We start from the raw sequence: 22,880 nt of genomic DNA, 5'->3' as shown, positions 1-22,880 counted from the left end.
CTCGGTGCTGGTCGGGCTCAGTGCTGGTCGGGGCGGTGCATGCGGAACATCGGCCTGTAGTGCCAGGTCGGGCCACAGAGCATGGACGTGCCGTCGGGCGTGAAGCCGTTGCGGACGTAGAAGCGCTCGGCCCGCGGGTTGTCGTTCAGGATCCACAGGTAGGCGGCCCGCGTGCCGATCGCGGTGTCCAGCAGGCGCTGGCCGAGGCCCGAACCGTGGGTGGAGCGCAGCGTGTAGATGTGGTGCAGCTCGAAGTCGGGCCGGTCCTCGTCGCGTCCCGGTCCCGACGTCGCGATGGCGACGGGTGCGCCGTCGTCGTCGAACGCCAGCCAGCTGCGCGCACTGCCCGGTGCGCGCTCGGCGTCCTCGAACGCCGCCCGCCGGCGCTCGATGATCGCGGGCAGCTCGGCGTCGTAGTACTCGTGGTACTCCGGCGGCATGATGTGCTCGTAGGTCTCGTGCAGCCCCGCGACGTGGGTGCGCGCGTACGTCTCGGCGTCGTCGACCGTGGCCGGCCGGATCACGTAGGGCAGCGTCAGCAGGGGCGGTGTCACGGTGCCAGCTTAGTGGCCTGAAGCCACCGGTTAGGGTCGGGCGGGGTCAGGAGTGGCCCTCGAACTGCTCCTGCTCGGCGAGCGCCGCTTCCAGCCGTTCCACCTTGCCGGTCAGCTCGCCCGTGCGTCCGGGGCGGATGTCCGCCTTCAGGACGAGCGACACGCGGCTGCCGTAGCGGCCCACCGCCTCCGTGGCGTTCTTGACCACGGCCATCACCTCGTCCCACTCCCCCTCGATGGTGGTGAACATGGAGTCGGTGGAGTTCGGGAGCCCCGATTCACGCACGACGGCGACCGCGGCGGCGACGGCGTCGTGCACGGACCCGTCGGGGTTCTCGCGGGAGAGGTCGGAGGAACCGGACGGGGCGACGCTGAAGGCTACGAGCATGGTCCCAGTCTGGCACGCGGGGACGCGCGGCGGGCGGTCGGCCTCCCATGACCGCCGCGACCGGTTCGCCGACGCCGAGCACCGGAACACGATCGCCAGCCACTCTTCCGCTCCTGCTGCGCGAGCCCCGCCGATGGGCGGACAGGCGGAAGGCCCGGACGGCCGGCCGTCCGGGCCTTCCGTCGGCCGCTCAGGGACCGGTGACCCGCAGGGCCTCCCAGCCGTGAAGCGTCCCCTCACGATCGAACACCACGATCTTGTTGTTGCCCGGACGGGTGTCCTTCGGCGTGGTCACCGTGACCTCGCCGTCGTCGTCCGCCTGGCGCCAGCCGAGACCGGTCGCGTCGAGGTAGACGTAGTACCACTGGCGCGGCTCGAGGTTCTCGAGCGTCACGTCACTGGCGCCGCGCCCGAACTTCTCACCCGCGAGGCCGAGGTCCACGCGCGTGGACTCCTTGAGGTCCTTCGCCCCGGCGGGACCCGGCACGAACGACGGCTCCGGGTCGACCAGCTCGCCCGGCCCCGCATCCTCACCCGTGTAGGTGATGCTCGGCGCCGCAGGTGCCTTCATGTCCTGACCCAGGAAGTACGAGGTGTGCGGGGGCTGGTTGTACGCGGTGTTCTGCCAGGCGACCCCGAGCCGGTACACCGGATCGGACTGCAGGGTGCGGAGCCGGTGGTCGGTGACGTCGACCGTCGTGGAGATCCTGAGCGCCGAGGAGTCCTCCGTACGGGTGACGATCTCCTCGCGCCAGTCACCGAACAGGTCCGCCTGCAACGCAGGATTCGCCTTGGTCGTGTTGTTGCTCAGCGTCCCCTCCGCCCGGTAGATCTCGTCGGCTTCCTGCGTCGCGGGGTTCCACTTGGAGACGGTCGGGACCCCGGCCGCCGCTGCGGCGTCGTAGTCGTTGTCCGTGATCTCGCGGAGCAGGTCCCCGTCCCACCAGGTGAGGAAGTTGGCCGCCGGGATCTTCTCCGAGATCAGCTCGCCCGCGGACGAGCGGAGCTGTCCGACCGGCGAGTTGTAGGCCGCGTCCCCACCGATCGCCCAGCCCTCCGCGCCGGGGTGGCTCGGATCGATGTCGGCCATGGCGGCGCGGCCGGTGTCACGGGCCGCAGGGATGGACCAGAGGATCTCGCCCGTCGCGGCGTCGCGGAAGGTGGCGCCCCGGTTCCCGGAGGACGCCATGTCCTCGTGCGCCGCGAAGACCTCGAGCCCTTCGTTGGTCGGGTCGAAATCCGAGACGTGCAGCGCGTCGCCGTGGCCGAGGCCCGTGGTGTACAGGGCCTCGCCGTCGTCGTCGATGGTCATGGAGCCGAAGACGATCTCGTCCTTCTGGTCGCCGTCCACGTCCGCCACGGAGAACCCGTGGTTGCCCTGGCCGCGGTACTGGCTGCCGGAGCGGTCGGAGTCGAAGGTCCAGCGGGAGGTGAGTTCGCTGCCGTCGAAGTCGAAGGCTGCGACGACCGCGCGGGTGTAGTACCCGCGGCTGAAGACCACGCTCGGCTTCTCGCCGTCGAGGTAGGCCACGCCCGCGAGGAAGCGGTCCACCCGGTTGCCGTAGGCGTCACCCCAGGCACCGACGTCACCGCGGGCCGGGAGGTAGTCGATCGTGTCGATCGCCGCTCCCGTCGCGCCGTCGAACACCGTGAGGTACTCGGGTCCGCTCAGGACGTACCCGGTGGAGTTCCGATGATCGGCGGCGGCGTCACCGATCACGGTGCCCGCGCCGTCCACGGTGCCGTCCGCGGTCTTTATGGTCACCTCGGCCCTGCCATCCCCGTCGAGGTCGAAGACCTGGAACTGCGTGTAGTGCGCACCGGCACGGATGTTCTTCCCGAGGTCGATCCGCCACAGGCGCGTCCCGTCGAGCTTGTACGCGTCCACGTAGACGGTGCCCGTGTAGCCGGCCTGCGAGTTGTCCCGGCTGTTGGTGGGATCCCACTTCAGGATGATCTCGTACTCGCCGTCGCCGTCGACGTCGCCCACGGACGCGTCGCCGGCCTTGTAGGAGTAGGGCTGGCCGTCCTTGGTGACGGCGTCGGCCGGCTTCTCGATCGGTACGTCGAGGTACTGCTGGCCCCAGACGGTGAAGTCCTCGGTGGCCCAGCGCTCCACGCCGTCGACGACCGAGCTCACGCGGTACACCGATGCCGCCGAGCCGCCGGCGTCGAGCAGATTGGTGCTCGCCGTGACGGGCGCGTCGGTCACCCGCTCGCCGTCGCGGTAGACGTGGAAGGCGATGCCGTCGTCGTCGAGGCCCAGCATGCGCCAGCCGACGTAGACGCCGCTGCCGCCCTGCACCGCGACCGGTGCGCGGTCGAGTCGCTCGGCCTGCCGCTGCAGGGTGGTGGCCGCCGGGGAGGTGATGGTCGAGGACCGCTCCGACGCCCCGCCGGCGTTCACCGCGGTGACGGCGTAGGTGTACTCGATCGTCGTCAGGACGCCGTCGTCCGTGTAGGTCGCGCCGTCGGCGCGTCCCACCAGCTCGAACTCGCCGAGCGAACCGTCGGCCTTCGGCTCGGCGCGATACACCTGGTAGAACAGGGCGCCCTCCGACGGCGTCCAGCTGATGGTGACGTCGTTCTTGTTGACCGCCCCGAGGACCAGGCCCGCAGGTACCGGCGCCTTCGGGACGTCGGGATCCACGGTGGTGAGGACGAGCGCGTTCGAGGCGACGGACTCACTGCCGCCCGCATCGAGCGCGACGACGGTGTAGGTGTATTCGAGACCGACGTCGGCCGAGGTATCCGTGAAGGCCGCTCCCGTCACATCGCCGACGGCGACGCGCCCGGTGGAGCCCGTCGCGGTGCGGTACACCCGGTAACCCGTGGCACCCTCGGCCGGCTGCCAGGCGAGGGACACGGCCACGCCGGATCCGTCGATGGTGAGGTCCCGCAGCTCGAGCCCGGAGGGCGCGAGTTGCAGCGGGGTGATCTCGATGCCGTTCAGGCGCGACGACGTCCCCGTCATCACGAGGTTCAGCTGACCGTCGGTCACGGTGACGGGTTCGCTGGTCTTCCGGGCCACGGCCCCGGCTCCGGCGTTGGCCGACCCGAAGTCCTTGCCCTCGAGCTGGACGTTGGAGCGGCTGGTGCCGATCCAGTCGCCGTTGTAGGTGCGGACCGAATAGGCGCCGTTGGGAACGTCGACGGCGAAGGTGTGTGCCGGTGTCGGCAACAGGAAGTCACGTTCGAGATCCGTGGGGCGCGGCGTGAAGGCGACACCCCGGTCCCGCCCGCCGAGCCCCGTGGTGTTCAGGAACCCCCAGCCGCGCTCCGCGGAGTAGGCGCTCGTCTGGTTCACCTCCGTGTAGCCGGGCATGACGGGCGATCCGGCGAGTTGCACGTCGAACCGGTAGAGCGGCGACCTGGTGGCCACCCGGACCGCGGCGGACGGTGCGGAGTCGCCCCGGCCGTTGACCGCGACGACACGCACGTCGTACTCCCTGCCCTCGGCGAGGCCGGGCACCGCGGCCTGGGGCAGCGTCGAGGTGGTGACCAGCGCGTAGGCGGCATCGTCAGCACCGGCGTCCCTCCGGAACACGCGGTAGATGTCCGCGCCCTCGACGGCGCGCCAGGTGAGCTGGGCACTCGCGTTCGAGACACTGGTGACGACGACCCCGGACGGGGCGGCGGGTACGGCGGCCGGGGGCTCCGCCTCCTCCACCTCCGCCGCGAGCGGGATCTCGAGGGCGGCCACGCCTCCGGCGACGAGCCGTGCCATCTGGATGGCGCCGTACTCCTGGAAGTGGGTGTCGTCGACGGTGCCGGTGGGCCTGCTCGGGTAGACCCCGGCCGGCACGTGGAGGAAGACGGACTTCGCCGTCTCGGCTCCGATCTCGTCGAGGTACTCGCGGCTGGACGCGGCGAGGTCCACGAGTGGCGTGCCCGTCTCCGCCGCGAGCTTCCGCACCGCTTCGACGTAGGCCGGGAAGGACACCACCGCCTTGCCGTCCGCCCCGAACGCACGGCGGGAGACGGGGGTGACGAGGACCGGGGTGGCACCACGCTGCCTCGCCCCGTCCACGTAGGTGCGGAGGTATTCGTAGTAGTCGGCGGGGGCTGCGAAGCGGTCGTCGACGCCGTAGCTGTTGTCGTTGTGCCCGAACTGGACGAAGAGGTAGTCCCCGGGCTTGATGCCGCGCAGAACCTCGTCGAGGCGTCCCTGGCTGATGAAGTTCTTGGAGCTGCGTCCGCCGATCGCCCTGTTGTCCACGGTGACGTCGTCGTCGAGGAAGCGGTCGATCATCTGGCCCCAGCCGGCCTGCGGCGCCACATCCGAGCGGTAGGTCTGCACCGTCGAGTCGCCCGTGAGCCAGACGGTGGGCGAGGGGGCCTGTGCACGGTCGGGCAGTCGGGTGATGGTCAGGGCATTGAGATTCGCGGCCGTGCCTGCGAGGTCGAGGTTGAGCTGCCCGTCCACGACCGCGATGTCGAAGGACATCTCGAGGTACTGACCGGCCACCCGGGTGGTCGGTTGCACCTTCGTCATCTGTTCGGCGACCAGTGCGATGTCGGTGGGTCCGGCCGCGTCACCCGCGATGAGGGTGACCGTGTAGTCCCCGTTCGGCAGATCCACCACCAGTTCGGTGTCCCCGACCGTCACGAAGTCGGACCGGAGGGCGTCGGGTGTCCCGCGGTCGCTCGCCGTGACCTTCGAGGGATCGACGAAACCCGCGCGGGTGCCGGGACCGTAGGCGGTGGTGGCGCTGATCGCCGTCGCACCGGGAGCCACGGCGCCCGACCCGAGGTCGAAGCTGAGTTCGCCGCCCTCGGGCAGTGCCGGCGGATTGTTGTAGAAGCTGGACGCCGTGGCCGCTGACGGCGCGGTGACTCCGTCAGCACCGCGTGCCCGGACCCGGTAGAAGCGGGGCGCCGAGGTGTCGGCGGTGGTGTCCGTCGCGAAGACGTCGCCCGTCGTCTCCGCCACGCGCACATAGTCCCCGTCGATCGTGTCCGCGCGGAGCACGATGTATCCGGTTGCACCCGGCACCTCGTTCCAGCGGAGCATCACGCTCGAGTCCGTCAGGCGTGCGAGCCGGACGTTGGTGGGCACGGGAAGCGACGACGACGGCTCCTCCGCGGCGGCGGGTGGAGGCGGAGGGTCGACGGCGAGAGCGGGCACCCCCGAGAGTGAGACGCCGAGGACGGTCACTCCTGCCAGGAGCGGTGACCGGAAAAGGGCGCGTTTGAGACCGGATGATGACATGAGGAGGTACCTTCTCGCTTCGTCATTGAAAACGGGGTGGGGATCCACCGCAGTACCGGGACGCCGGATGGGGCGGCGTCGAGGTGGAGACCGGCGGTGACGTGCAGTCAGCCTAACGGCGGTCCATTCCGCGATCAAGGGATTTGGGAAAACGCTTCCCACGAAAAGTTCGGCGGTCGACGCGGAACGCACTAGGTTCGTGGAGGGCGGCCGGACCGCCCGTGGCGTGGAGGGAGGACCGATGCTGGGAGTGCTGGGCGGATTCGCCGTCGTGGGAGCCGTGATCCTCGTCGGCTATCTCGCCGGGCGGCTCGCGATCGGCGGGCCCCAGGCCGGGTTCACCCTCAACCAGGTGGCCTTCTTCGTGACCAACCCGGCCCTCCTGTTCACCGTGCTGGCCGACGCCGACCTCGGGGCGGTGTTCTCCGAGTACGTGCCGATCGCGCTCCTGTCCTCCCTCGCCGTCGCGGCGCTCTACGTGGCGCTGAGCCGGGTCTTGTTCCGCCGACCCGCGGCGGAGACCGCGATCGGCGCCATGGCCAGCTCCTTCGTCAACGCGAACAACATCGGCATCCCCATCACCGTGTACGCGCTCGGAGACCCGACGCTGATCGCCCCGGTGCTGCTCGTCCAGCTCCTGCTGCTGGCGCCGCTCTACCTGACGATCCTGGACCTGACCTCCAGCCGGAAGCCGTCCGTGGGGGCCGTCCTGACCCAGCCGTTCCGCAATCCCATGATCATCGCGTCACTGCTCGGCGTCGCCGTGTCGGGGACCGGGTTCCGCCCGCCCGCGCCCCTGTGGGACTCCCTGGCGCTGCTCGGCGGCGCCGCCGTGCCCATGGTGCTTCTCTCGTTCGGCATGTCCCTGCCGGGAAGCCGCCCGCTCCGGCCCGGACCGGACCGGCTGCAGGTGCTCACCGCCACCGCGCTCAAGACCGCCTGCATGCCGGTTGCGGCATATCTGATCGCCCATCATCTCTTCGGGCTCGACGGCGAGAGGCTGCTCGGCGCCGTGGTCGTGTCGGCCCTGCCCACCGCGCAGAACGTCTTCATGTTCGCGAGCCGCTACGGCCGGGGCATCCCCCTCGCCCGCGACACCGTCCTGCTGTCCTCGGCGCTCGCCATCCCGGCGCTCGTCGTCGTCGCGGCCATCCTTGCGTGAGCGCCACCGGCGCCCCGACCCGCAACCGGGCCGGAGACCCCGCCGCACCCCCGCGGCGCCGTCGCAGATCCGCGGGTGCGCCCCGGTACCTCCGGCCGTTCGACGCGGTGGCCTGTCCGCGGAGGTACGGCAGGAATGTCCCGGGACCTTCCGGTGTTGCCATCAGAGAAGTCAAGGCTCTCCGTGGTGTTGGCTCGAGTACGCCCCACGGTTCCCAACGGCGCAACCGAGGCAACGACCGCCGGCAGTTCCCACGATTGGTACCCCCTTGTCTGTCTCCTCCCCGGTGAAAACCACCGCGCCGTTCCCCTATATCGGCCTGCTGTCGCTCGCGGGCGCGATCTTCGTCTCCGTCACCAGCGAGTTCCTGCCCACCGGGCTCCTGCCCGCCATGGCCCGCGACCTCGACGTCGGGATCTCGACGGCCGGCTACCTCGTGACCGTCTTCGCGGGCACCGTCGTCGTGGCCACCACGCCACTGGCCGCCGTCACCCAGCGGTTCTCGCGGAAGTCGCTGGTCGTCACGGTGCTGCTCGTGATCGCCGTCGCGAACGTCCTCGCGGCCATCGCCCCCACCTACGGTGTCCTGGTTGCCGCGCGCATCCTCGGCGGACTGGCACACGGACTCTTCTGGGCCGTGGTGGCCGCCTACGCCGCGCACCTCGTCCCGGCCCAGCAGCTCGGCAAGGCCGTGGCCATCACAGCCGGCGGCGGCACGGCCGCCTTCGTGCTCGGGGTCCCGGTGGGCACTGCGATCGGCAACGCGCTCGGCTGGCGCGCGGCCTTCACCATCATCGGTGTGGTCGTGGCGATCCTGGCCCTCGTGATCGTGAAGTTCCTCCCACCCGTGAACCACCGCCAGGAGCGCGCCGCCGGCGAGGAGCCCGTCCCGCTGCGCCGCGACCCGAGCTTCCGCGGCGTGCTTCTCCTGTGCACCGTCATCCTGATCCTGATCACCGGCCAGAACGTGTTCTACACGTACATCGCCCCCTGGCTGACGGACGTCTCGTCCTTCGAGCCGGAATCCGTGGCCCTGGTCCTGTTCCTCTACGGCGGGGCCGGCATCATCGGTCTCGTCGGGGCCGGATACGCGGCCGACCGCTTCCCGCGCAAGGCCTTCGCCGGCGTCGTCCTGGTGGTCATGGCCGCCGTCCTCACCCTCGCCCTCGCGACCACCAACACGGTGGTGGTGCTGATCGCCGTGATCGTCTGGGGTGCCGCGTTCGGTGGCATCCCCGCCATGCTGCAGACCCGCATGCTGCGCACCGCCTCCTTCCGCACGCGCGACCTCTCGGCCGCCCTGCAGACGACGGCGTTCAACATCGGCATCGGTGGGGGTGCACTGCTCGGCGGGCTCCTGCTCGACGGGATCGGCCTCGATGTCCTGCCCTTCGTCATGATCCTGCTCGTCGCCGTGGGTCTCGGGCTGAGCCTGACCACCGACACCGCCACGACCCGCCGGGAGCGTCGCCGCCTCCGGGCGGGCTGACCCGGGCGAGGGTCTCCTGCAGGCCGGTGCCACGAGAGCCCTCGGAATGGGTGCTTCGTCACACTCGAAGCGCCTGCCAGGTCGCTCCTGCCGGCGTCGGCGCAGCCCCTCCGAGAGTGACGCACGGTGACGGAGGACGAGGGAGGGCATGGCGGCAGGAACAGCCCGCGATCCCCGCGAACCCAAGGAAGCAGGGCCGGTGGGCCGGTACCGGGGTCGGCGCCCGAGAGGCGGCTCCGGCTGCGCCTGACGCACCAGGAGGGGGTTCCGGCAAGGGTTTTCGGGGCTCCGATCCGCCGGGCCCCGGTGCCGGCCGCCCACGTACCCTAAGCCCTATGTCTAATTCCACCGAGCACATCCAAGGATCACCGCCCAGCGAGGACACGCCTTTCGAGGCCCCTCCGGGAGAGGCTCCTGCCAAGGCTCGGCTGGATCGGCCCGTCCTGTTCGTCTCGCTCACGATCGTCATCCTGCTGATGCTCACGGCGGTCGTCTTCCCCACCGGCTTCTCGGATTTCACCACCTCCGTACTCAACGGACTGGTGGCGAACTTCGGGTGGGCGTTCGTGCTCACGGCCACCGGCTTCGTGGTGTTCGCCCTCTTCCTCGCCTTCAGCAAGTACGGCCGGATCCCGCTCGGGAAGGACGGCGAGAAGCCCGAGCACTCGCGGGCGTCCTGGATCGCGATGATGTTCAGCGCCGGCATGGGCATCGGCCTCATGTTCTACGGCGTCACCGAGCCCATCTCCCACTACCTCGCCCCGCCGGTCGAGGGCATCGCGCCCGGCAGCTCCGAAGCGGCCCAGCAGGCCATGAGCTACACGCTCTTCCACTGGGCCATCCACCCCTGGTCCATCTACGCCGTCGTCGGCCTGGCCCTCGCCTACTCCGCCTTCCGCAAGGGACGCGGCGCAGGTTTCAGCGGTGCCTTCACGGCCCTGTTCCGCGGACGCCCCACCCCCGCCGGGATGCGGGCCATCGACGTGTTCGCGATCTTCGCGACCCTCTTCGGCTCAGCCACGTCCCTCGGGCTCGGTGTCCTGCAGATCAACGGCGGGCTCACGAAGGTCTTCGGCATGGGCAGCAGTCTCGCCCTCCAGATCACGCTGATCGCGATCCTGACGGTCTGCTTCGTCGTCTCCGCGGTGTCCGGCGTGAGCCGCGGCATCAAGTGGCTGTCGAACGGCAACATGATCCTGGCGCTGGCCCTGCTCTTCTTCCTGTTCGTCGTGGGGCCCACGGTCTTCATCCTCGAACTCATCCCGGCCTCGGCGGGCAACTATCTCATCGGCCTCCCCCAGATGTCCTCCCGCACGGGTGCGTTCGGCGGGCACGAATGGCTCGCGGCGTGGACCATCTTCTACTGGGCCTGGTGGGTCTCGTGGACGCCCTTCGTGGGCTCCTTCCTCGCCAAGATCTCGCGCGGCCGCACCATCCGCGAGTTCGTCATCGGCGTCGTGGCCGTACCCAGCATCATCAGCGTGATCTGGTTCGGCGTGTGGGGCGGTTCGGCCCTCAGCCTGCAGAACACCGGCGTGGACATCGCGGCGGCGAACGCCGAGAGCCAGGAGTCGGCGATGTTCGCGCTGCTCGCCGAATACCCGCTGGCCTCCGTCACCTCGATCCTCGTGGTGGTCCTCGTGGCCGTCTTCTTCATCTCGGGTGCTGATGCCTCCTCGATCGTGCTGGGGTCGCTCTCCTCCTTCGGTGCCGCCGTCCCCCGCAAGTGGCTGACCATCCTCTGGGGCGTCCTGACCGGTGGCGTCGCCGCCGTCCTGCTCTCCGTCGGCAGCCTCGAAGCCCTGCAGACGCTGACCATCATCGCCGCCGCCCCGTTCCTGCTCGTGATGATCGGCCTGTGCGTGGCGCTCATGATGGACCTGGCGAAGGATCCGCTGATCACCGGGGGGCGCCGCACGGGGTCGCGTGCAGTGCGCAGGACCGTGCGCACCAGGGTGTGACGACGTCTGCGGGCGATGCACCGGGCGGGGACTCCCCGGGGCAGAATGGTGCGATGCGCGCTGTCTGCTTCGACGGGTTCTCCGCCCGCCCCGTCCTCCGGGACGTCCCCGCCCCCACCCCCTCGCCGCGCGGCGTCGTGGTCCGCGTCGAGGCCACGGGCCTGTGCCGCAGCGACGTGCACGGCTGGCTCGGGCACGACGACGGCATCACCCTCCCGCACGTCCCCGGCCATGAACTGGTGGGTACCATCGAGGCCGTCGGCGACGACGTACGGCTCTTCTCCGTGGGGGACCGCGTGACGACGCCGTTCGTCTGCGCCTGCGGGCACTGCCCGGAGTGCGCGTCCGGCAACGGCCAGGTGTGCCGCAACCAGACCCAGCCGGGCTTCACGCACTGGGGCTCGTTCGCGGACCTCGTGGCCCTGCATGACGCCGACACGAACCTCATCGCCGTCCCCGCCTCCCTCGATGCCGGCGCGGCGGCGCTCCTCGGCTGCCGTTTCGCGACGTCGTACCGCGGCCTCGTGCACCAGGCCCGCCTCGGGGCCGGGGAGTCGCTCGTGGTGGTCGGGTGCGGCGGCGTGGGCCTGAGCGCCGTGATGATCGGCGTGGCCCTGGGCGCACGGGTGGTTGCGGTGGACATCGATGCCGCCGCACTGGAGCGCGCCGCACGCTTCGGCGCCGACCGTACTATCGACTCCTCCGGCCTGTCCCGCGCGGAGGTGCTGGCCGGGCTCGCCGAAGCGGCGCCGCAGGGCTTCGACGTCTCGGTGGACGCCCTCGGCCGGGAGGGGACCGCCGCCGTGGGGATCCTCGCGCTACGCCCCCGCGGCCGGCACGTGCAGATCGGCCTCTTCCCCTCCGATCCCGTGATCCCCATGGGCGCCGTGATCGGCCGGGAGCTGTCCGTCCTCGGCAGCCATGGCATGCCCGCGCGCGACTACCCCGGGCTGCTGGACCTCGTGGCCGCGGACCGGCTGCGCCCGCAGGACCTCATCGAACGTCGGATCCCGCTCGAGGACGTCCCGGACGCCCTGGTGGCGATGGCCGGCGACCGGTCCGCGGGCGGTGTGACCGTCATCGACGTCGGCGCCTGAACTACGCGGTCAGGTCGAGGACGAAGCGGTAGCGGACGTCGTTGCGCCGAAGCCGGTCCAGCGCCTGGTCGACCTCGCCCACGGGCAGCACCTCGACGTCGGCCGTGATGCCGTGCTCGCCGCAGAAGTCCAGCAACTCCTGCGTGGCCCTGGTGCCGCCGCTGCCGGCCGACGCGAGGCTCTTGCGGCCGATCAGCAGGGCCATCGGGTCGAAGTCAAGGCGCTCGGTGATGCCCAGGGTGCACAGCGTGCCGTCCAGGGCCAGCGCCCGTAGGTAGGGGGTCATGTCGTGGGTGGCAGATGCCGTGTCCAGGATCAGATGGTGCGTGTCGAACTGTGCGGCCATGGCGGCGTCGTCGCTGGAGAGCACGACGTCGTCCGCGCCGAGCAGGTACGCCGCATCGGCCTTGGCGGGTGACGTGGTGAAGACGGTGACGCGTGCGCCGAGCGCCTTGGCGAGCTTGACGGCGAGGTGCCCGAGGCCACCGAGCCCGACGACGCCCACGGAACTGCCCGGTCCCACCTGCCAGCGCCGCAGCGGCTCCCACACCGTGACCCCCGCGCACATCAGGGGCGCGACGGCAGCGGGGTCCAGCTGCGGAGGGATGCGGTAGGCGAAGTCCTCACGGACCACGTACTCGTCGGAGTAGCCGCCCTGCGTGGGCAGGCCGTCCTGGCGGTCCACGCCTCCGTAGGTGAGGGTCGGGAAGTCATGGCAGTAGTTCTCCTGGCGGGCCAGGCAGGCCGGGCACGTGCCGCAGGAATCGACGATGTTGCCCACGGCGACAGCGTCCCCGACGGCGAACCGCGTGACGTCCGCGCCGACCTCCGTGACCGTCCCGGTGAACTCGTGGCCGGGTACCAGCCGGGCCGATCCCCGGGCGGCCGACGCGAGGGCATCGAGGTCGCTGTGGCAGACGCCGCAATAGCCGATGCCGACGGCGATGTCATCGGGGCGGAGGTCCCGCCGCTCGAAGGTCCAGGGCGTCACGCCGGTGCCGCCCGGGATCGATGCGAATCCATTGGTGTGTCTCATCTGCACTCCTTAGAAACCAACTGTTTGGTTATACGGGGAGACTGTACCTGCCGCTGAGCCGGAAATAAACCAAACGGTTGGATAGACTGATCGGATGGGAAACAGCGATGCCACCAAGCAGCGGATCCTCGAGGCGGCCACCGAGGAGTTCGCCGAGCGCGGGATCGCCGGGGCGCGCATCGACCGCATCGCCCGGGCCGCGCAGGCCAACAAGGCCCAGTTGTACGCCTACTTCGGCAACAAGGAGCAGCTCTTCAGCGCGGTGCTCGCCGAGCGCCTCCGCGCGATCGTCGACGCCGTGCCGATCGACGGCCGGGACCTGCCCGGCTACGCGGTGCGCCTGTACGACGACTACCTCGCGCACCCCCTCGTGGTGAAGCTCGCGGTCTGGACGCGGCTCGAGCGCGCGCCCTTCGGCGGACTCGGTCCGGAGATCGGCACCCTCGACCAGCCCAAGTTCGCAGCCATCGCGGCCGCCCAGGCCGAGGGGCTCGTGGACCCGAGCATCCCGCCGTCGGACCTCTTCTCGATGGTCATCGCGCTCTCCCTGACCTGGTCGCCCGTGAGCACCACGATCGCCGCGTCGCCCGACGACGACGACGCGGAGCACGAGCACCGTCGCCGCCTGATCCGCACGGCCGTGCGCCGCCTGGTCACCCCCGACGCGTAGCGCTGCTTCCGGATGCGTCCGGAACGTGGTGATACTGGGTCATGAACCCCTCCAACTCCATCACCCTGAGGTTCCTCGCCTCCCCCACCGACCTCGGCCACAGCGGGTCGGTGGACGCCGGCACGGTGCTCGAGTGGGTGGACAAGGCGGCCTACGCGGCCGCCGTCGGCTGGGCGAAGACGTACTGCGTGACCGCGTACGTGGGGAACATCCAGTTCGCGGATCCGGTGGTGGTCGGTGACCTCGTGGAGGTCGAGGCCACGATCGTGCACACCGGCACCTCGTCGATGCACATCCGCACCATCGTCTCCTCCGGATCCGTCTCGGGGGGCGACGGCGGCAGGCGCAGCGAGTGCCTCGTGATCTTCGTGGCCGTGGGCCCCGACGGCCGGCCCGTCGCCGTCCCGCCCTTCGAACCGCGCTCGGATGCCGAGCGCCTCGAGAGCGAGCACGCGGTGGCCCGCATCGCGGTCCGCAAGGAGATCACCGAGGAGATGCGCCGCCAGGCGTACACGGACGCCGGCACCGCGGAGCGGACCGTCCTTCGGTTCCTCGCCGCGCCCACCGACGTCAACTGGGGCGGGAAGGTGCATGGCGGCACGGTCATGGACTGGATCGACGAGGCCGCCTACGTCTGCTCCACGCGCTACTGCGGACTGGACACCGTCGCCGTCTTCTCGGGCGGCGTCCGGTTCCTCAAGCCGCTGCACATCGGGGACGTCGTCGAGGTCGAGGCACGCCTCGTCTACACCGGGCGCAAGGGCATGCACGTCGCGGTCCATGTGCGCTCCGGCAGCCCGACGTCGCGGGAACTGGACCTGACCACCGAGTGCCTCACCGTCATGGTGGCGCGCGACGCCGAGGGCACGGCCGTCCCGGTGCCGCCGTGGGTGCCGCGCTCCGAGGAGGACCGGCGTCTGCACGAGCACGCCCGGGACCTCGCGCTCATCCGCAGCCGCGCCCCGGGCAGCGTCCTACCCACCCACCTGCGGGCCGTCGTCGACCGAGCGTAGGTGCGGGCCCGCGGTGGGTCAGCCGATGGTCGCGGACCGTCCGGGGACGGTGAGCGTCTTCCCGTAGGCGGACACCGAGCGCGTCAGGTTGGTGGTGTTGACCGCGACGACGCTCCCGTTCGAGAGTTTCACCACGTTCACGCCGCTGAGTGTCACGGGGCCGACGGTCGCGTACGCTCCGCCGGTCACGGCCTTCGTGAGCGCCGTGACCTGCGGGTCCGAGGCGGCGACGGAAACCGTGGTGACGGTCTCGAAGTTCGCGTCGTCGTCCCACGCATTGTCCTGGCAGGTGGGCTCCGCCTGGGAGAGCGTGGCGGTCATCTGCCGGGCCGAGACCGTGCGGGTCTGCAGCAGGTGCCCGAGCGTCATCCGGTGGTCCAGCACGCGGCGCGCCTTGCCCGCGGCCACCACGGAAGCCCTCGCGCCGAAGCCGTCGCGCAGGCACGGGGCCGAGGAGCCGATGTCGCCGCCCTGGCGGTAGGCCGCCGCCGGGAGTTCACGCAGGGGCACGGAGTAGTCGTGTTCCACCACCGGCATCCCGGCGGCCGTGATGGCCCTGTAGGCGGCGGTGGCCTGCTCCAGGTCCACGAGCGGCGCTGGGCGCCCCGTACCGTTGGAGACGACGTGCTCGCGGAGGGCGAAGTCCACGCTGCCCGTGGCCGCCAGTTCTGTGGCGAGGTCCACCTGATTGCTCCAGGCCGGGTAGACGCCGAGGTTGACGGCGACGGGGACGTCCCGGCCCAGGGTGCGGGTGAGCGTCGCGTCGAAGCGCTGCACCGCGGCGATGAGGGCCTTCCCGTAGGCGTCGTCGCTCGCCCAGGGGCCCCACTGCCCCACGTCGACCATGTCCTGGCCGTGTGAGGGCGACATCGAGGCGTCGTCGAGGAAGATGCCGTCGAACCGGGCGGCAGGAGCGTTCGTCGTGCCCCGCTGCGCGTCCGTGGTGAGGATGGTGCGCGCCGTCGCGGCGCAGGCATCGGCGTAGGCCGGGGACAGGTCGGCGACGGTCAGGTAGGAGTAGCCCGGGTAGGAGGCGAAGCCGTCCTCGTTCACGGCCACCTTCGGGTTCGGCGTGGTGACGGCGAACTGCCTCCCCTCCGACGTCGCCGTGTCCGCGCAGGAGTTCCGGAAGACGCCGTTCCACGGTTCGGCATCCCGCATGGCACCGATGTTCAGGTACGCGAGGAACGTGGTGCCGGGATTGGCGGCCTTCATGTCGGAGAGCGTGCAGTCACCCGGCGCGTCCGTGGTGGCCGTCATGGGGTCGACGATCGCCACCGAGACCTTGCCCGTGAGCGCTGCTCCCGGGCAGAGCAGCTGGCCCTGCCGGTACCCCTGCAGGTAGGCCGGCAGCTGCTGGCCGCTCCCCTTCGGCACACTGCCGGCGCTCGCAGGCGTGACGAGGGTACCGACGGCGAAGGCGAGGGCCAGCGCGGTGGAAACAGCCGTGACCCCGGCGGCTTTGAGTCTCATACGCACATCATGGATGTGCCCGTTCCGTCAGGACAGGTGAAGGGCCCGACCGTCGGTAATCCTGAGCAGAACCTGCGCAAGGACCCGCCCGCCCGTCAGCGGGGGGAGGCGGTGGTCAGGAGGGGCGGCGGAACAGGACGCCGCGCTGCGGTTGCAGCACCACGGACGACGGCGCGGAGCGCCCCTCCGCGTCCACGAGGCCGGCCGGCACCCGCACCCTGCGGCGCCGGCGGCCGTCCCGGTTGAAGTTCACGGCGGCGAACCCGTCCTCGAACTCCCGCCACCAGGCATGCCTCCCACCCTGCGGTGCGGTCCGTGGGGCCCCGAGCTGCCAGTCGAGTTCGGGTGCGTGGTGGAGGCGGCTGTAGTCGTCGTGAGCCGTGGCACTGTATGCACCGCGGCCCTCGCCGAAGATCCAGAACGCCGCGAGCCCGTAGACGAAGTTGGGGTGGCGGTCGTCGCCGTCGGTGGGGACGCGGAGGATGGAGAGTCCGGGCCCGGCGGCCTGGGACAATTGTGCCTCGGCCGTCACCGGATCGAACAGGTCCACGGGGCTGTAGCCGAGCCAGACCTCCTCGAAGCCCCCGCCGTAGGCGGCGTGTGCGGCCCACCGCCCCGGTTCGCGGCGCGACTCGGCGATGTTCGGCACGAGGATCTTGCCGGCGGCGTTGAGCGCCGTCCCGGCCGCCTGTACGAGGTCGCCGAGGGCCGTCCGCAGTGCCGCCATCTCCGTGGCGCCCTCGATGGGCAGCCGGAGGCCGTAATAGTCGTCGAACACGTCGTTGTCCGCCATGACGCCGTCGAACGGCGAATCCCGCAGTTCCTCGACGACGTTGCCCACCCAGCGGCGCTGGTAGTCGGGATCCCACACCCGCATCTGCCAGTGCCCCGGATAGCGCTCCCACTCGATGCGGGAGCCGTCCAGGCGCGTGGCGAACCAGGCGCCGTCCGCGTCCGCCTCCCCGTAGGAGACGCCGGAGGTGAAGACCGGTCCGGGCTCGTAGCTCCGCACGGACGACAGGCACTTGTAGCAGAGCACCGTCATGTCCGGGCGGAGCCGCTTGAGCTCCTCGGCGGCGTCGACCTCCCACGGCTGGAGGATCGCCGCACGGTAGTGCTGGGCCGCGAACTCGAGCTGGCCCGGCAGGAGGGGATCGCCGTACCGGATCCAGGCGCCGACGCCGGTCACAGGCCGGACCGCGTGAGGTCCCCGAGGCCCGTCGTCGTGAGCTCACCGAGATCCGTGATGTCACCGACCGTCCGGTAGATCTCGTTGTAGGAGGACATGATCTCGTGCATCTGGAAGAACTCCTGGACGCGGGTGCGCGCGTTCGCCGCGTAGGTCCGGTAGAGCTCCGCGTTGCCGATGACCGCGCGAATGTTCTCCGCCATCTCCTCCACGTCGCCCGCGATCACGAGTTCACCGCACGGCCCGACCGTGCGGCCGTCCCTGGCGTGGAGCTCGTCGCCGATCAACTGGCGCATGCCGCCCACGTCGGTGCCGACGGTGGGGATGCCGGCGGCCATGGCCTCGAGCACCACGATGGGCTGGCCCTCGTTGTAGCTCGGGAGCACGAGGAGGTCGAACTGGTCGAGCATGTCCCTCACGTTGACCGTGCCGTGGACGGTGACGTGGTCGTGCAGCCCGAGGCTCTCGATCTTCGCGAGGCACGCCTCGTAGTACTCGGGCACGTGCTCGGTGGGCCCGAGGACGTCGAGGTGGAGGTTCGGGAAACCGTGGCGGCGCAGGATGTCCATGCTCGACAGCAGGTCCAGCAGTCCCTTGATGGGAACCACCCGGGCGATGTAGACGAGCTTCCAGACGTGGTCGTCGCCCCGCTGCGCCAGCAACTCCTGCGCGGCGCGCCGGGCCCGGTACTTGTCGTCGAACTCCTCGATCACCATCGCGTTGGGCACGACGACGGACTTGTCGATGTCCGTGCCGAGACGTGCCGCCTCAGTGATGGCACTGGGGTACAGATAGGTGATGAGGGTGGCGCTGGGGTAGCAGAAGTGACCCATCTCGGTCCACCACGCCATCCACGCCCGCTGCTCCGGTGTGACGTCGAACGTCCGGTAGTCCTCCGAGGTGATGGACAGCGCCATGTTGCGGTCCAGCAGCGTGTTCACCGTGTCGCGCACGTACAGGTTGTGTTCTGTGAGCAGGAATGACGTGCCGTGGTCCCGCGCGGCTGCGGCCCCCAGCAGGGAGGCGTAGCCGGTGGTGTGGGCGTGGTAGACCCGCGCCCTCGGCATGGTCTCCCCGAGGACGGCGAAGGCGAGCGAGAAGAAGTTCCGCAGCGTCCAGAAGGAGTCCGCCAGGGACAGGTCGAGCTGGGGCATCCGCTCGGAGAGTGCCTCCATGAACTCCTTCGATCCCAGGAGGGCCCAGAGCGGGAAGGTGCGGGTGCGCTCGTTCAGCCCCTCGTCGATCAGCTGCCACAGCGGCTCCACCTCGCCCCGTTCGGACAGCGCGTACAGCGCGTCGAACACCCGGTGCGCGAGCGCCGAGCGCTCCACCGGGGTCATCCCGAGATCCCTGGAGGACACCGCCATGAAGTCGTGCCGGTGCTCCTGCAGGCTCAGGTAGACGGGGCGCACCCAGGCCACGTTCGCCGGCATCCCGTACAGGTCCTCCTGGGGTGACGCGGAGTCCCAGGTGATGTGGATGATGCCGTAGGTGAGGTCGGGGTTGTGGGTGACGATATCGTGCACCACCGCCGAGACCCCGCCCTTGAGGTACGGGTAGGTGGATTCCATGACGATGGCGACGTCGACGTCCGCGTAGTGGACCTGTGCTGCCGCCTCGGCGGGGAGGAGGGCGGCCGGGGACTGCTCGAGCGCGGCGTGACGGGCTTTCGGGTTCTTGAAGACGTACATGGTTCTTCCTTGTCGCTGGGAGCGGGTCGGGTCGGTCGGTCGGGGCTACCAGGACGTGGCGTGACGCCAGAACAGGGTGTACTCGGGCTGTGTCCAGTGCCGTTTGTAGAGCACCCATGCGACGGCGACGAGCACGAGGTCCGCCACCACGAGCAGGCTGTACGCCAGCAGGGCTCCGGCAGAACCCTGCACGGCGCCCACCAGCAGGAAGGCTGCCGCGCACAGCGCGAGGTGGGTGCCACCCAGGATCTGCGGCAGGACCTTCTCGCCGATGTAGTCCAGTTCGTAGCTGAGGAGCGTCAGGATCATGAAGGCCCAGGACGCCACGCCCACCGCGACGGCCAGCAGTGCGCTCACGGGCTGGATGCCCTCGAGCAGCAGCACGACGACGAGGGTGAGGATCATGCCGACCGCGCCCGTGCTGAGGATCGCGCGGTCCACCGTGCGGCTCAGTGCCCGGGACCTCGTGGCGAGCAGCGTGAGTGGTTCCTCGGCGATGGTGCGGTGCAGTTCGGTCACAGCCCGGTCCACCCGCGGAGCGAGATTCACGAAGTAGTAGTTGTAGGCGACGACGGCGGGCAGCATCGCGAGGAACACGATCACCACCTGGAAGTCGCCGTCCGTGACGAGGAACAGGACGAACTTGTCGGCCCAGAGCACCGCGCCGAGCAGGAGTCCGCGCACGAGGTCGGCCGAGAAGTGGCGGGCGTCGAGTCGGCGGGCGAACCGGGCTGCTGCCAGACCGCGTCCCATGGCTGCGACCTGTGTGAGGGTTCCGAGCAGCGGCGGGAGCCACCAGAGGGTGGGGGCCGCGAACAGTGCCACGGCATACGCCGCCCAGGCGAGAGCCCAGAGCCCGCGGCGTTCCCCCACGTTCGTGAGGATGAGGGACTGGACGAAGAGCAGGTGGAGGGCGCAGAGGGCGGCGTAGGTAGCGAGGGCCGGGAGGGACCAGTGCGTGGCGAGCCACAGCGGCACGGCGAAGACGACGACGAGCGGCAGCGACTGGATGAACATCGCGGGCCAGGTGGTGCAGAAACGACGGGTGATCGCGGCCATGTCGCGCTCGGCCATGAGATCGCCGATGGCGCGGTAGGCCGGAAGGCAGGCAGCCTGCGCGAGCCACGGGACGGTGATGGAGGAGGCGAGCACCACGAGGGTGAGCTGCACGCCGCCGACGTCGACCGCGGCCATGGCGGGGCTGACGAGCGGATAGACGAGGTTCAGCAGGATCACCGGCGACAGGTACAGCAGGAGCCCCGCGCCGCGGCGATTGCCCCCGTCGGACTCCGCGGCCCCGAGGGCGTCGGAGGAGCCGGGGCGTACGAGCAGCAGCAGCGTGACCATGAGCAGGAGGATCCCCGCGGCCAGGAGGACGGAGGACCAGCCGGCCGGCAGGACGGAGTCCGCGAGCGGCACGAGGGCCGTCAGGATCAGCGCGACGATGATGGCCACCGTGCGGCGTCGGGTGAAGGAGTCCTGGACGAGGGACTGCAGAGAGGTCATGATTTCCCCTGGGCCGCTCGTCGCCGGACGGCGTCGGACGGCCTCGTGTGAGACGGATGTGGGACAGGAGCACTTCCAGCTGCACACCGGTGGAAGCCGGCCCGGCAGCTGTGTGCACGGGTCAGGTCCAGCCCGTTCGCCCACCCCGGAGGGAATAGGTGCGTCGTCGCCGGCTCTGCCAGCGAGCACCGGTCTCAAAGTATCGAGTGGGCGGTGGTCGCTTCACGAGTAGGGATCCCGTGGCCTCACGAGGTCACTTGCTCCCCCTCGGCCCCATCTCTACCTGTCGGTGGGTACCGCCCTACTCGCGAACGGCCCCGGGGACTACCTACAGCCCAGCGATGGTGCGGGACCTGTTCCGGCCCTCGGATCACCGCTGCGTGACCAACACCACAGCCGTTCCCCGATCCTGGTTCAGCGCCGTGAGGGCGTCTCGTCGGCGATGCGGTAGGACTCCCCGATCAACTCCACCAGCTGGTCGTGCTCGACCCGGCCGAGACGCACGAGCACGAGCGATTCGTACTTCTCGTGGTGCGGGTGGAGCAGGAAGACGCCGGGCTGCATCGCGAGGAGCGCAGCACGCTCGGTGGTCTTGACCGTCAGGACGGTGTCGTCCCACATGCGCGCGAAGAGCGTCCGGGCGAACCATGCCGGCCGGTTCCAGCTCAACCGCTCCGACGTCCCGGGCAGGGCGAGGCATGCAGAGCGGACGTCGTCTTCGCTGACCATGGACCAACCATGGCACCGGGCGCGGAGCCGGTCCAGTGGTTTACCGGGCACCGCCGGTTCCTGCGGTATCACCGCGGTATCACTGCGGTGTCACGGGAGGGGCACGGAACGGCAACAATGCCACGATCTTGATTCCAGTTCGATCGCACTCCTTTCCCAGGGCGCAGGCGGGTCGCACCATGGAACGGTCCACCCACGATACGAAGGAGTAGCCATGGGTCGCCAGAACAAGCGGTCATCGATCTGCTGCGGGGCGTTGGGCCTCGCATTCCTCCTCTCCTCCTGCGGTTCCGGTTCGGGCGCCGCGACGCAGCAACCGCCGCCCGCCGCGGAATCGACAGCGACACCGGTGACGACACCGGCCGGAACACCGGTCGCTGAACCGACGACCGATACCACGGAACCGGCGCCCGGCACGTGGGTCACCTACACGACGTCGGACGGCAGTCTGTCCTTCGACCACCCCGCCGGGTGGACCGTCGCCGATGCCCCGGAGCCCCCGCCCGCGGGCGTGTCCATCGCCATCGGGGACGCCACGGGCCGGCAGCTCGCGACCCTGCAGACGAATCTCGTCACAGGGGCCGTCTGCCCGGCGGAACTCCCTCACGCGCAGCTGGACACGGAGCCGCTCCCGGCGCTCTCGCAGGGGACGGCCACACCGAGGTTCGTGTTCGAGGGACGCACCGACCCCACCGTCGCCGATCCGGTGGCCGCCACCACGCTCGCGTACGGGATCACGTCGGCACCCGAGCCCACGGGCCCGGGAGCGTGCCCCATCGCCCACTTCTTCTCCTGGCCGCCGTCGGGGGCCGCCTTCGGCGGCATCTACGACCCGTACCTGATCTACCCGGGGAAACCGCAGCACATCGACACACCCCAGGCCTACATGGAGACCCAGGAGTACCAGGACATCAGGGCGATGATCACCTCGCTCCGCCCCGCCGGGTGAGCGGTGCGAGTCGGTCGGGCGGGGCTGCAGCTTGCCGTAGGGACAGCTCTGCCCCGGCCCGACCGAGGTCACCGCACAAGAACGGTGGACGAAGGACGGTCCGGGTCGGGCAGGAGGAACGCGGAGATGGCGGCCGCGATCTTGGCTCCGCCCTGCACGGAGGGTTCGATGGGGTTCGCGTAGTCGCCGTCGTCGTCGCACACCAGCCGCAGGTCGACGACGGACACGCCCCGCGCGAAGGCGGCCCGCGTGATGATGTCGTTGAAGAACGCCAGGGCCGTGCGGATCACCGTGGAGCCCGGCTCCGAGGCGGGTGTGTCGTAGATGGTGCAGACGGCGGTGGGCAGCCCCACCGCGAGGACGCCGTCGAGCATCGCCCCGTAGTCCTGCGCGAACGCCCTCCGGGGGGCGTCGAAGGCGAGCAGCGCCTCCATCACCCCGCCCACCGGGAGCTGCAGCAGGTGCCGGTACCCGAGGGCGTCGTTGCCGCCGGCGCTGACCACGAGGTGCGTGGCGCCGGGCGGCAGGGCGCGCAGCTGACGCGCGACGCCGGAGGTGACGTCGCCGTCGACGGCCAGCAGCGTGGCGTCCCAGCCCGCGGGCAGGGCGTCCCGCACCTGCGCGACGACGTCGGGGCCCCCGTCGACGTACCGTCCGTTGTCGAGGATCGAGTCCCCGAGCAGCACCACGTGTCCCATCTGGCCTCCTGATCCGGTCACCCTTCCATCGTGGCCCGCCAGGGAGCGCGTCCACCAGTGCGT

General features: G+C 70.4%; 17 protein-coding genes. 7 read left to right on the top strand and 10 right to left on the bottom strand.

Annotated elements, in window-relative coordinates; genetic code table 11:
* Positions 1-17: 17 nt before the first annotated feature.
* From CI785_RS12695 to CI785_RS17660, 3 genes are all read right to left on the bottom strand, one after another.
* Positions 18-554 (bottom strand): GNAT family N-acetyltransferase, encoded by a 537-nt coding sequence (locus CI785_RS12695; protein WP_240615183.1) that lies wholly within the window; start codon positions 552-554, stop codon positions 18-20.
* 46 nt (positions 555-600) lie between these two features.
* Complete coding sequence (locus CI785_RS12690) at positions 601-942, bottom strand: thiamine-binding protein (protein WP_105032451.1); 342 nt, start codon at positions 940-942, stop codon at positions 601-603.
* A gap of 190 nt (positions 943-1,132) precedes the next feature.
* Complete coding sequence (locus tag CI785_RS17660) at positions 1,133-6,154, bottom strand: rhamnogalacturonan lyase family protein (protein ID WP_276308029.1); 5,022 nt, start codon at positions 6,152-6,154, stop codon at positions 1,133-1,135.
* Between the two features lie 241 nt (positions 6,155-6,395).
* On the opposite strand from CI785_RS17660, the gene CI785_RS12680 reads away from it, so the two are divergent.
* The 4 genes from CI785_RS12680 to CI785_RS12665 all read left to right on the top strand — a co-directional run bounded on the left by CI785_RS12680 (position 6,396) and on the right by CI785_RS12665 (position 11,863).
* Positions 6,396-7,316: an AEC family transporter gene (locus tag CI785_RS12680; protein WP_105032450.1), complete on the top strand. Its 921-nt coding sequence runs from the start codon at positions 6,396-6,398 to the stop codon at positions 7,314-7,316.
* Between the two features lie 268 nt (positions 7,317-7,584).
* Positions 7,585-8,805 carry an MFS transporter gene (locus tag CI785_RS12675; RefSeq protein ID WP_157940266.1) on the top strand — a complete coding sequence of 407 codons (1,221 nt, stop codon included), beginning with the start codon at positions 7,585-7,587 and terminating at the stop codon, positions 8,803-8,805.
* 335 nt (positions 8,806-9,140) lie between these two features.
* Positions 9,141-10,766, top strand: a complete 1,626-nt coding sequence (locus CI785_RS12670; protein WP_105032448.1) for a BCCT family transporter — start codon at positions 9,141-9,143, stop codon at positions 10,764-10,766.
* Positions 10,767-10,819: 53 nt separating this feature from the next.
* Positions 10,820-11,863, top strand: coding sequence for an alcohol dehydrogenase catalytic domain-containing protein (locus tag CI785_RS12665; protein ID WP_105032447.1), 1,044 nt, complete (start codon positions 10,820-10,822; stop codon positions 11,861-11,863).
* 1 nt (position 11,864) lies between these two features.
* On the opposite strand, the gene CI785_RS12660 is transcribed toward CI785_RS12665, so the two are convergent.
* Positions 11,865-12,899 (bottom strand): NAD(P)-dependent alcohol dehydrogenase, encoded by a 1,035-nt coding sequence (locus tag CI785_RS12660; RefSeq protein ID WP_105032446.1) that lies wholly within the window; start codon positions 12,897-12,899, stop codon positions 11,865-11,867.
* Between the two features lie 94 nt (positions 12,900-12,993).
* Between CI785_RS12660 and CI785_RS12655 the strand changes: the two genes are divergently transcribed.
* The gene (locus CI785_RS12655) at positions 12,994-13,569 is read left to right on the top strand and encodes a TetR/AcrR family transcriptional regulator (RefSeq protein ID WP_105032445.1); all 576 of its coding nucleotides are present in this window, start codon (positions 12,994-12,996) and stop codon (positions 13,567-13,569) included.
* Positions 13,570-13,610: 41 nt separating this feature from the next.
* The gene (locus CI785_RS12650) at positions 13,611-14,582 is read left to right on the top strand and encodes an acyl-CoA thioesterase (protein ID WP_105032444.1); all 972 of its coding nucleotides are present in this window, start codon (positions 13,611-13,613) and stop codon (positions 14,580-14,582) included.
* Between the two features lie 18 nt (positions 14,583-14,600).
* Here the strand turns inward: CI785_RS12650 and CI785_RS12645 are convergent, their stop codons facing one another.
* The 5 genes from CI785_RS12645 to CI785_RS12625 form a co-directional block, all read right to left on the bottom strand.
* Positions 14,601-16,055, bottom strand: coding sequence for a hypothetical protein (locus tag CI785_RS12645; RefSeq protein WP_105032443.1), 1,455 nt, complete (start codon positions 16,053-16,055; stop codon positions 14,601-14,603).
* 115 nt (positions 16,056-16,170) lie between these two features.
* The gene (locus CI785_RS12640) at positions 16,171-17,244 is read right to left on the bottom strand and encodes a putative glycoside hydrolase (RefSeq protein WP_105032442.1); all 1,074 of its coding nucleotides are present in this window, start codon (positions 17,242-17,244) and stop codon (positions 16,171-16,173) included.
* Positions 17,241-18,935 carry a GT4 family glycosyltransferase PelF gene (gene pelF / locus CI785_RS12635; protein WP_105032441.1) on the bottom strand — a complete coding sequence of 565 codons (1,695 nt, stop codon included), beginning with the start codon at positions 18,933-18,935 and terminating at the stop codon, positions 17,241-17,243. The genes CI785_RS12640 and pelF overlap by 4 nt, the downstream gene beginning before the upstream one ends.
* 45 nt (positions 18,936-18,980) lie before the next feature.
* Entirely contained in the window at positions 18,981-20,441 is a 1,461-nt protein-coding gene (locus tag CI785_RS12630; protein WP_240615182.1) for a hypothetical protein, read from the bottom strand.
* 414 nt (positions 20,442-20,855) lie between these two features.
* Positions 20,856-21,170, bottom strand: coding sequence for an MmcQ/YjbR family DNA-binding protein (locus CI785_RS12625; RefSeq protein ID WP_105032440.1), 315 nt, complete (start codon positions 21,168-21,170; stop codon positions 20,856-20,858).
* A gap of 214 nt (positions 21,171-21,384) precedes the next feature.
* Here CI785_RS12625 and CI785_RS12620 point away from each other — a divergent pair, with 214 nt between their 5' ends.
* Entirely contained in the window at positions 21,385-22,119 is a 735-nt protein-coding gene (locus CI785_RS12620; protein ID WP_105032439.1) for a hypothetical protein, read from the top strand.
* A 68-nt stretch (positions 22,120-22,187) separates the two neighbouring features.
* Here the strand turns inward: CI785_RS12620 and CI785_RS12615 are convergent, their stop codons facing one another.
* Positions 22,188-22,838, bottom strand: a complete 651-nt coding sequence (locus CI785_RS12615) for an SGNH/GDSL hydrolase family protein (RefSeq protein WP_240615181.1) — start codon at positions 22,836-22,838, stop codon at positions 22,188-22,190.
* Positions 22,839-22,880: the final 42 nt, after the last annotated feature.

Origin of the sequence: Arthrobacter ruber (assembly GCF_002954225.1) — a bacterium.
GTDB lineage: Bacteria > Actinomycetota > Actinomycetes > Actinomycetales > Micrococcaceae > Arthrobacter_D > Arthrobacter_D ruber.
Note: the sequence above shows the minus strand (reverse complement) of the source record. Positions and strands in the feature narration are given on the sequence as shown.

Excerpts from the sequence above, each read along its gene's own strand:
- CI785_RS12690 (WP_105032451.1), bottom strand. The coding sequence starts at position 942 with ATGCTCGTAGCCTTCAGCGTCGCCCCGTCCGGTTCCTCCGACCTCTCC.
- CI785_RS17660 (WP_276308029.1), bottom strand. The coding sequence starts at position 6,154 with ATGTCATCATCCGGTCTCAAACGCGCCCTTTTCCGGTCACCGCTCCTG.
- CI785_RS12680 (WP_105032450.1), top strand. The coding sequence starts at position 6,396 with ATGCTGGGAGTGCTGGGCGGATTCGCCGTCGTGGGAGCCGTGATCCTC.
- CI785_RS12670 (WP_105032448.1), top strand. The coding sequence starts at position 9,141 with ATGTCTAATTCCACCGAGCACATCCAAGGATCACCGCCCAGCGAGGAC.
- CI785_RS12665 (WP_105032447.1), top strand. The coding sequence starts at position 10,820 with ATGCGCGCTGTCTGCTTCGACGGGTTCTCCGCCCGCCCCGTCCTCCGG.
- CI785_RS12660 (WP_105032446.1), bottom strand. The coding sequence starts at position 12,899 with ATGAGACACACCAATGGATTCGCATCGATCCCGGGCGGCACCGGCGTG.
- CI785_RS12655 (WP_105032445.1), top strand. The coding sequence starts at position 12,994 with ATGGGAAACAGCGATGCCACCAAGCAGCGGATCCTCGAGGCGGCCACC.
- CI785_RS12650 (WP_105032444.1), top strand. The coding sequence starts at position 13,611 with ATGAACCCCTCCAACTCCATCACCCTGAGGTTCCTCGCCTCCCCCACC.
- CI785_RS12645 (WP_105032443.1), bottom strand. The coding sequence starts at position 16,055 with ATGAGACTCAAAGCCGCCGGGGTCACGGCTGTTTCCACCGCGCTGGCC.
- pelF (WP_105032441.1), bottom strand. The coding sequence starts at position 18,935 with ATGTACGTCTTCAAGAACCCGAAAGCCCGTCACGCCGCGCTCGAGCAG.
- CI785_RS12630 (WP_240615182.1), bottom strand. The coding sequence starts at position 20,441 with ATGACCTCTCTGCAGTCCCTCGTCCAGGACTCCTTCACCCGACGCCGC.
- CI785_RS12625 (WP_105032440.1), bottom strand. The coding sequence starts at position 21,170 with ATGGTCAGCGAAGACGACGTCCGCTCTGCATGCCTCGCCCTGCCCGGG.
- CI785_RS12620 (WP_105032439.1), top strand. The coding sequence starts at position 21,385 with ATGGGTCGCCAGAACAAGCGGTCATCGATCTGCTGCGGGGCGTTGGGC.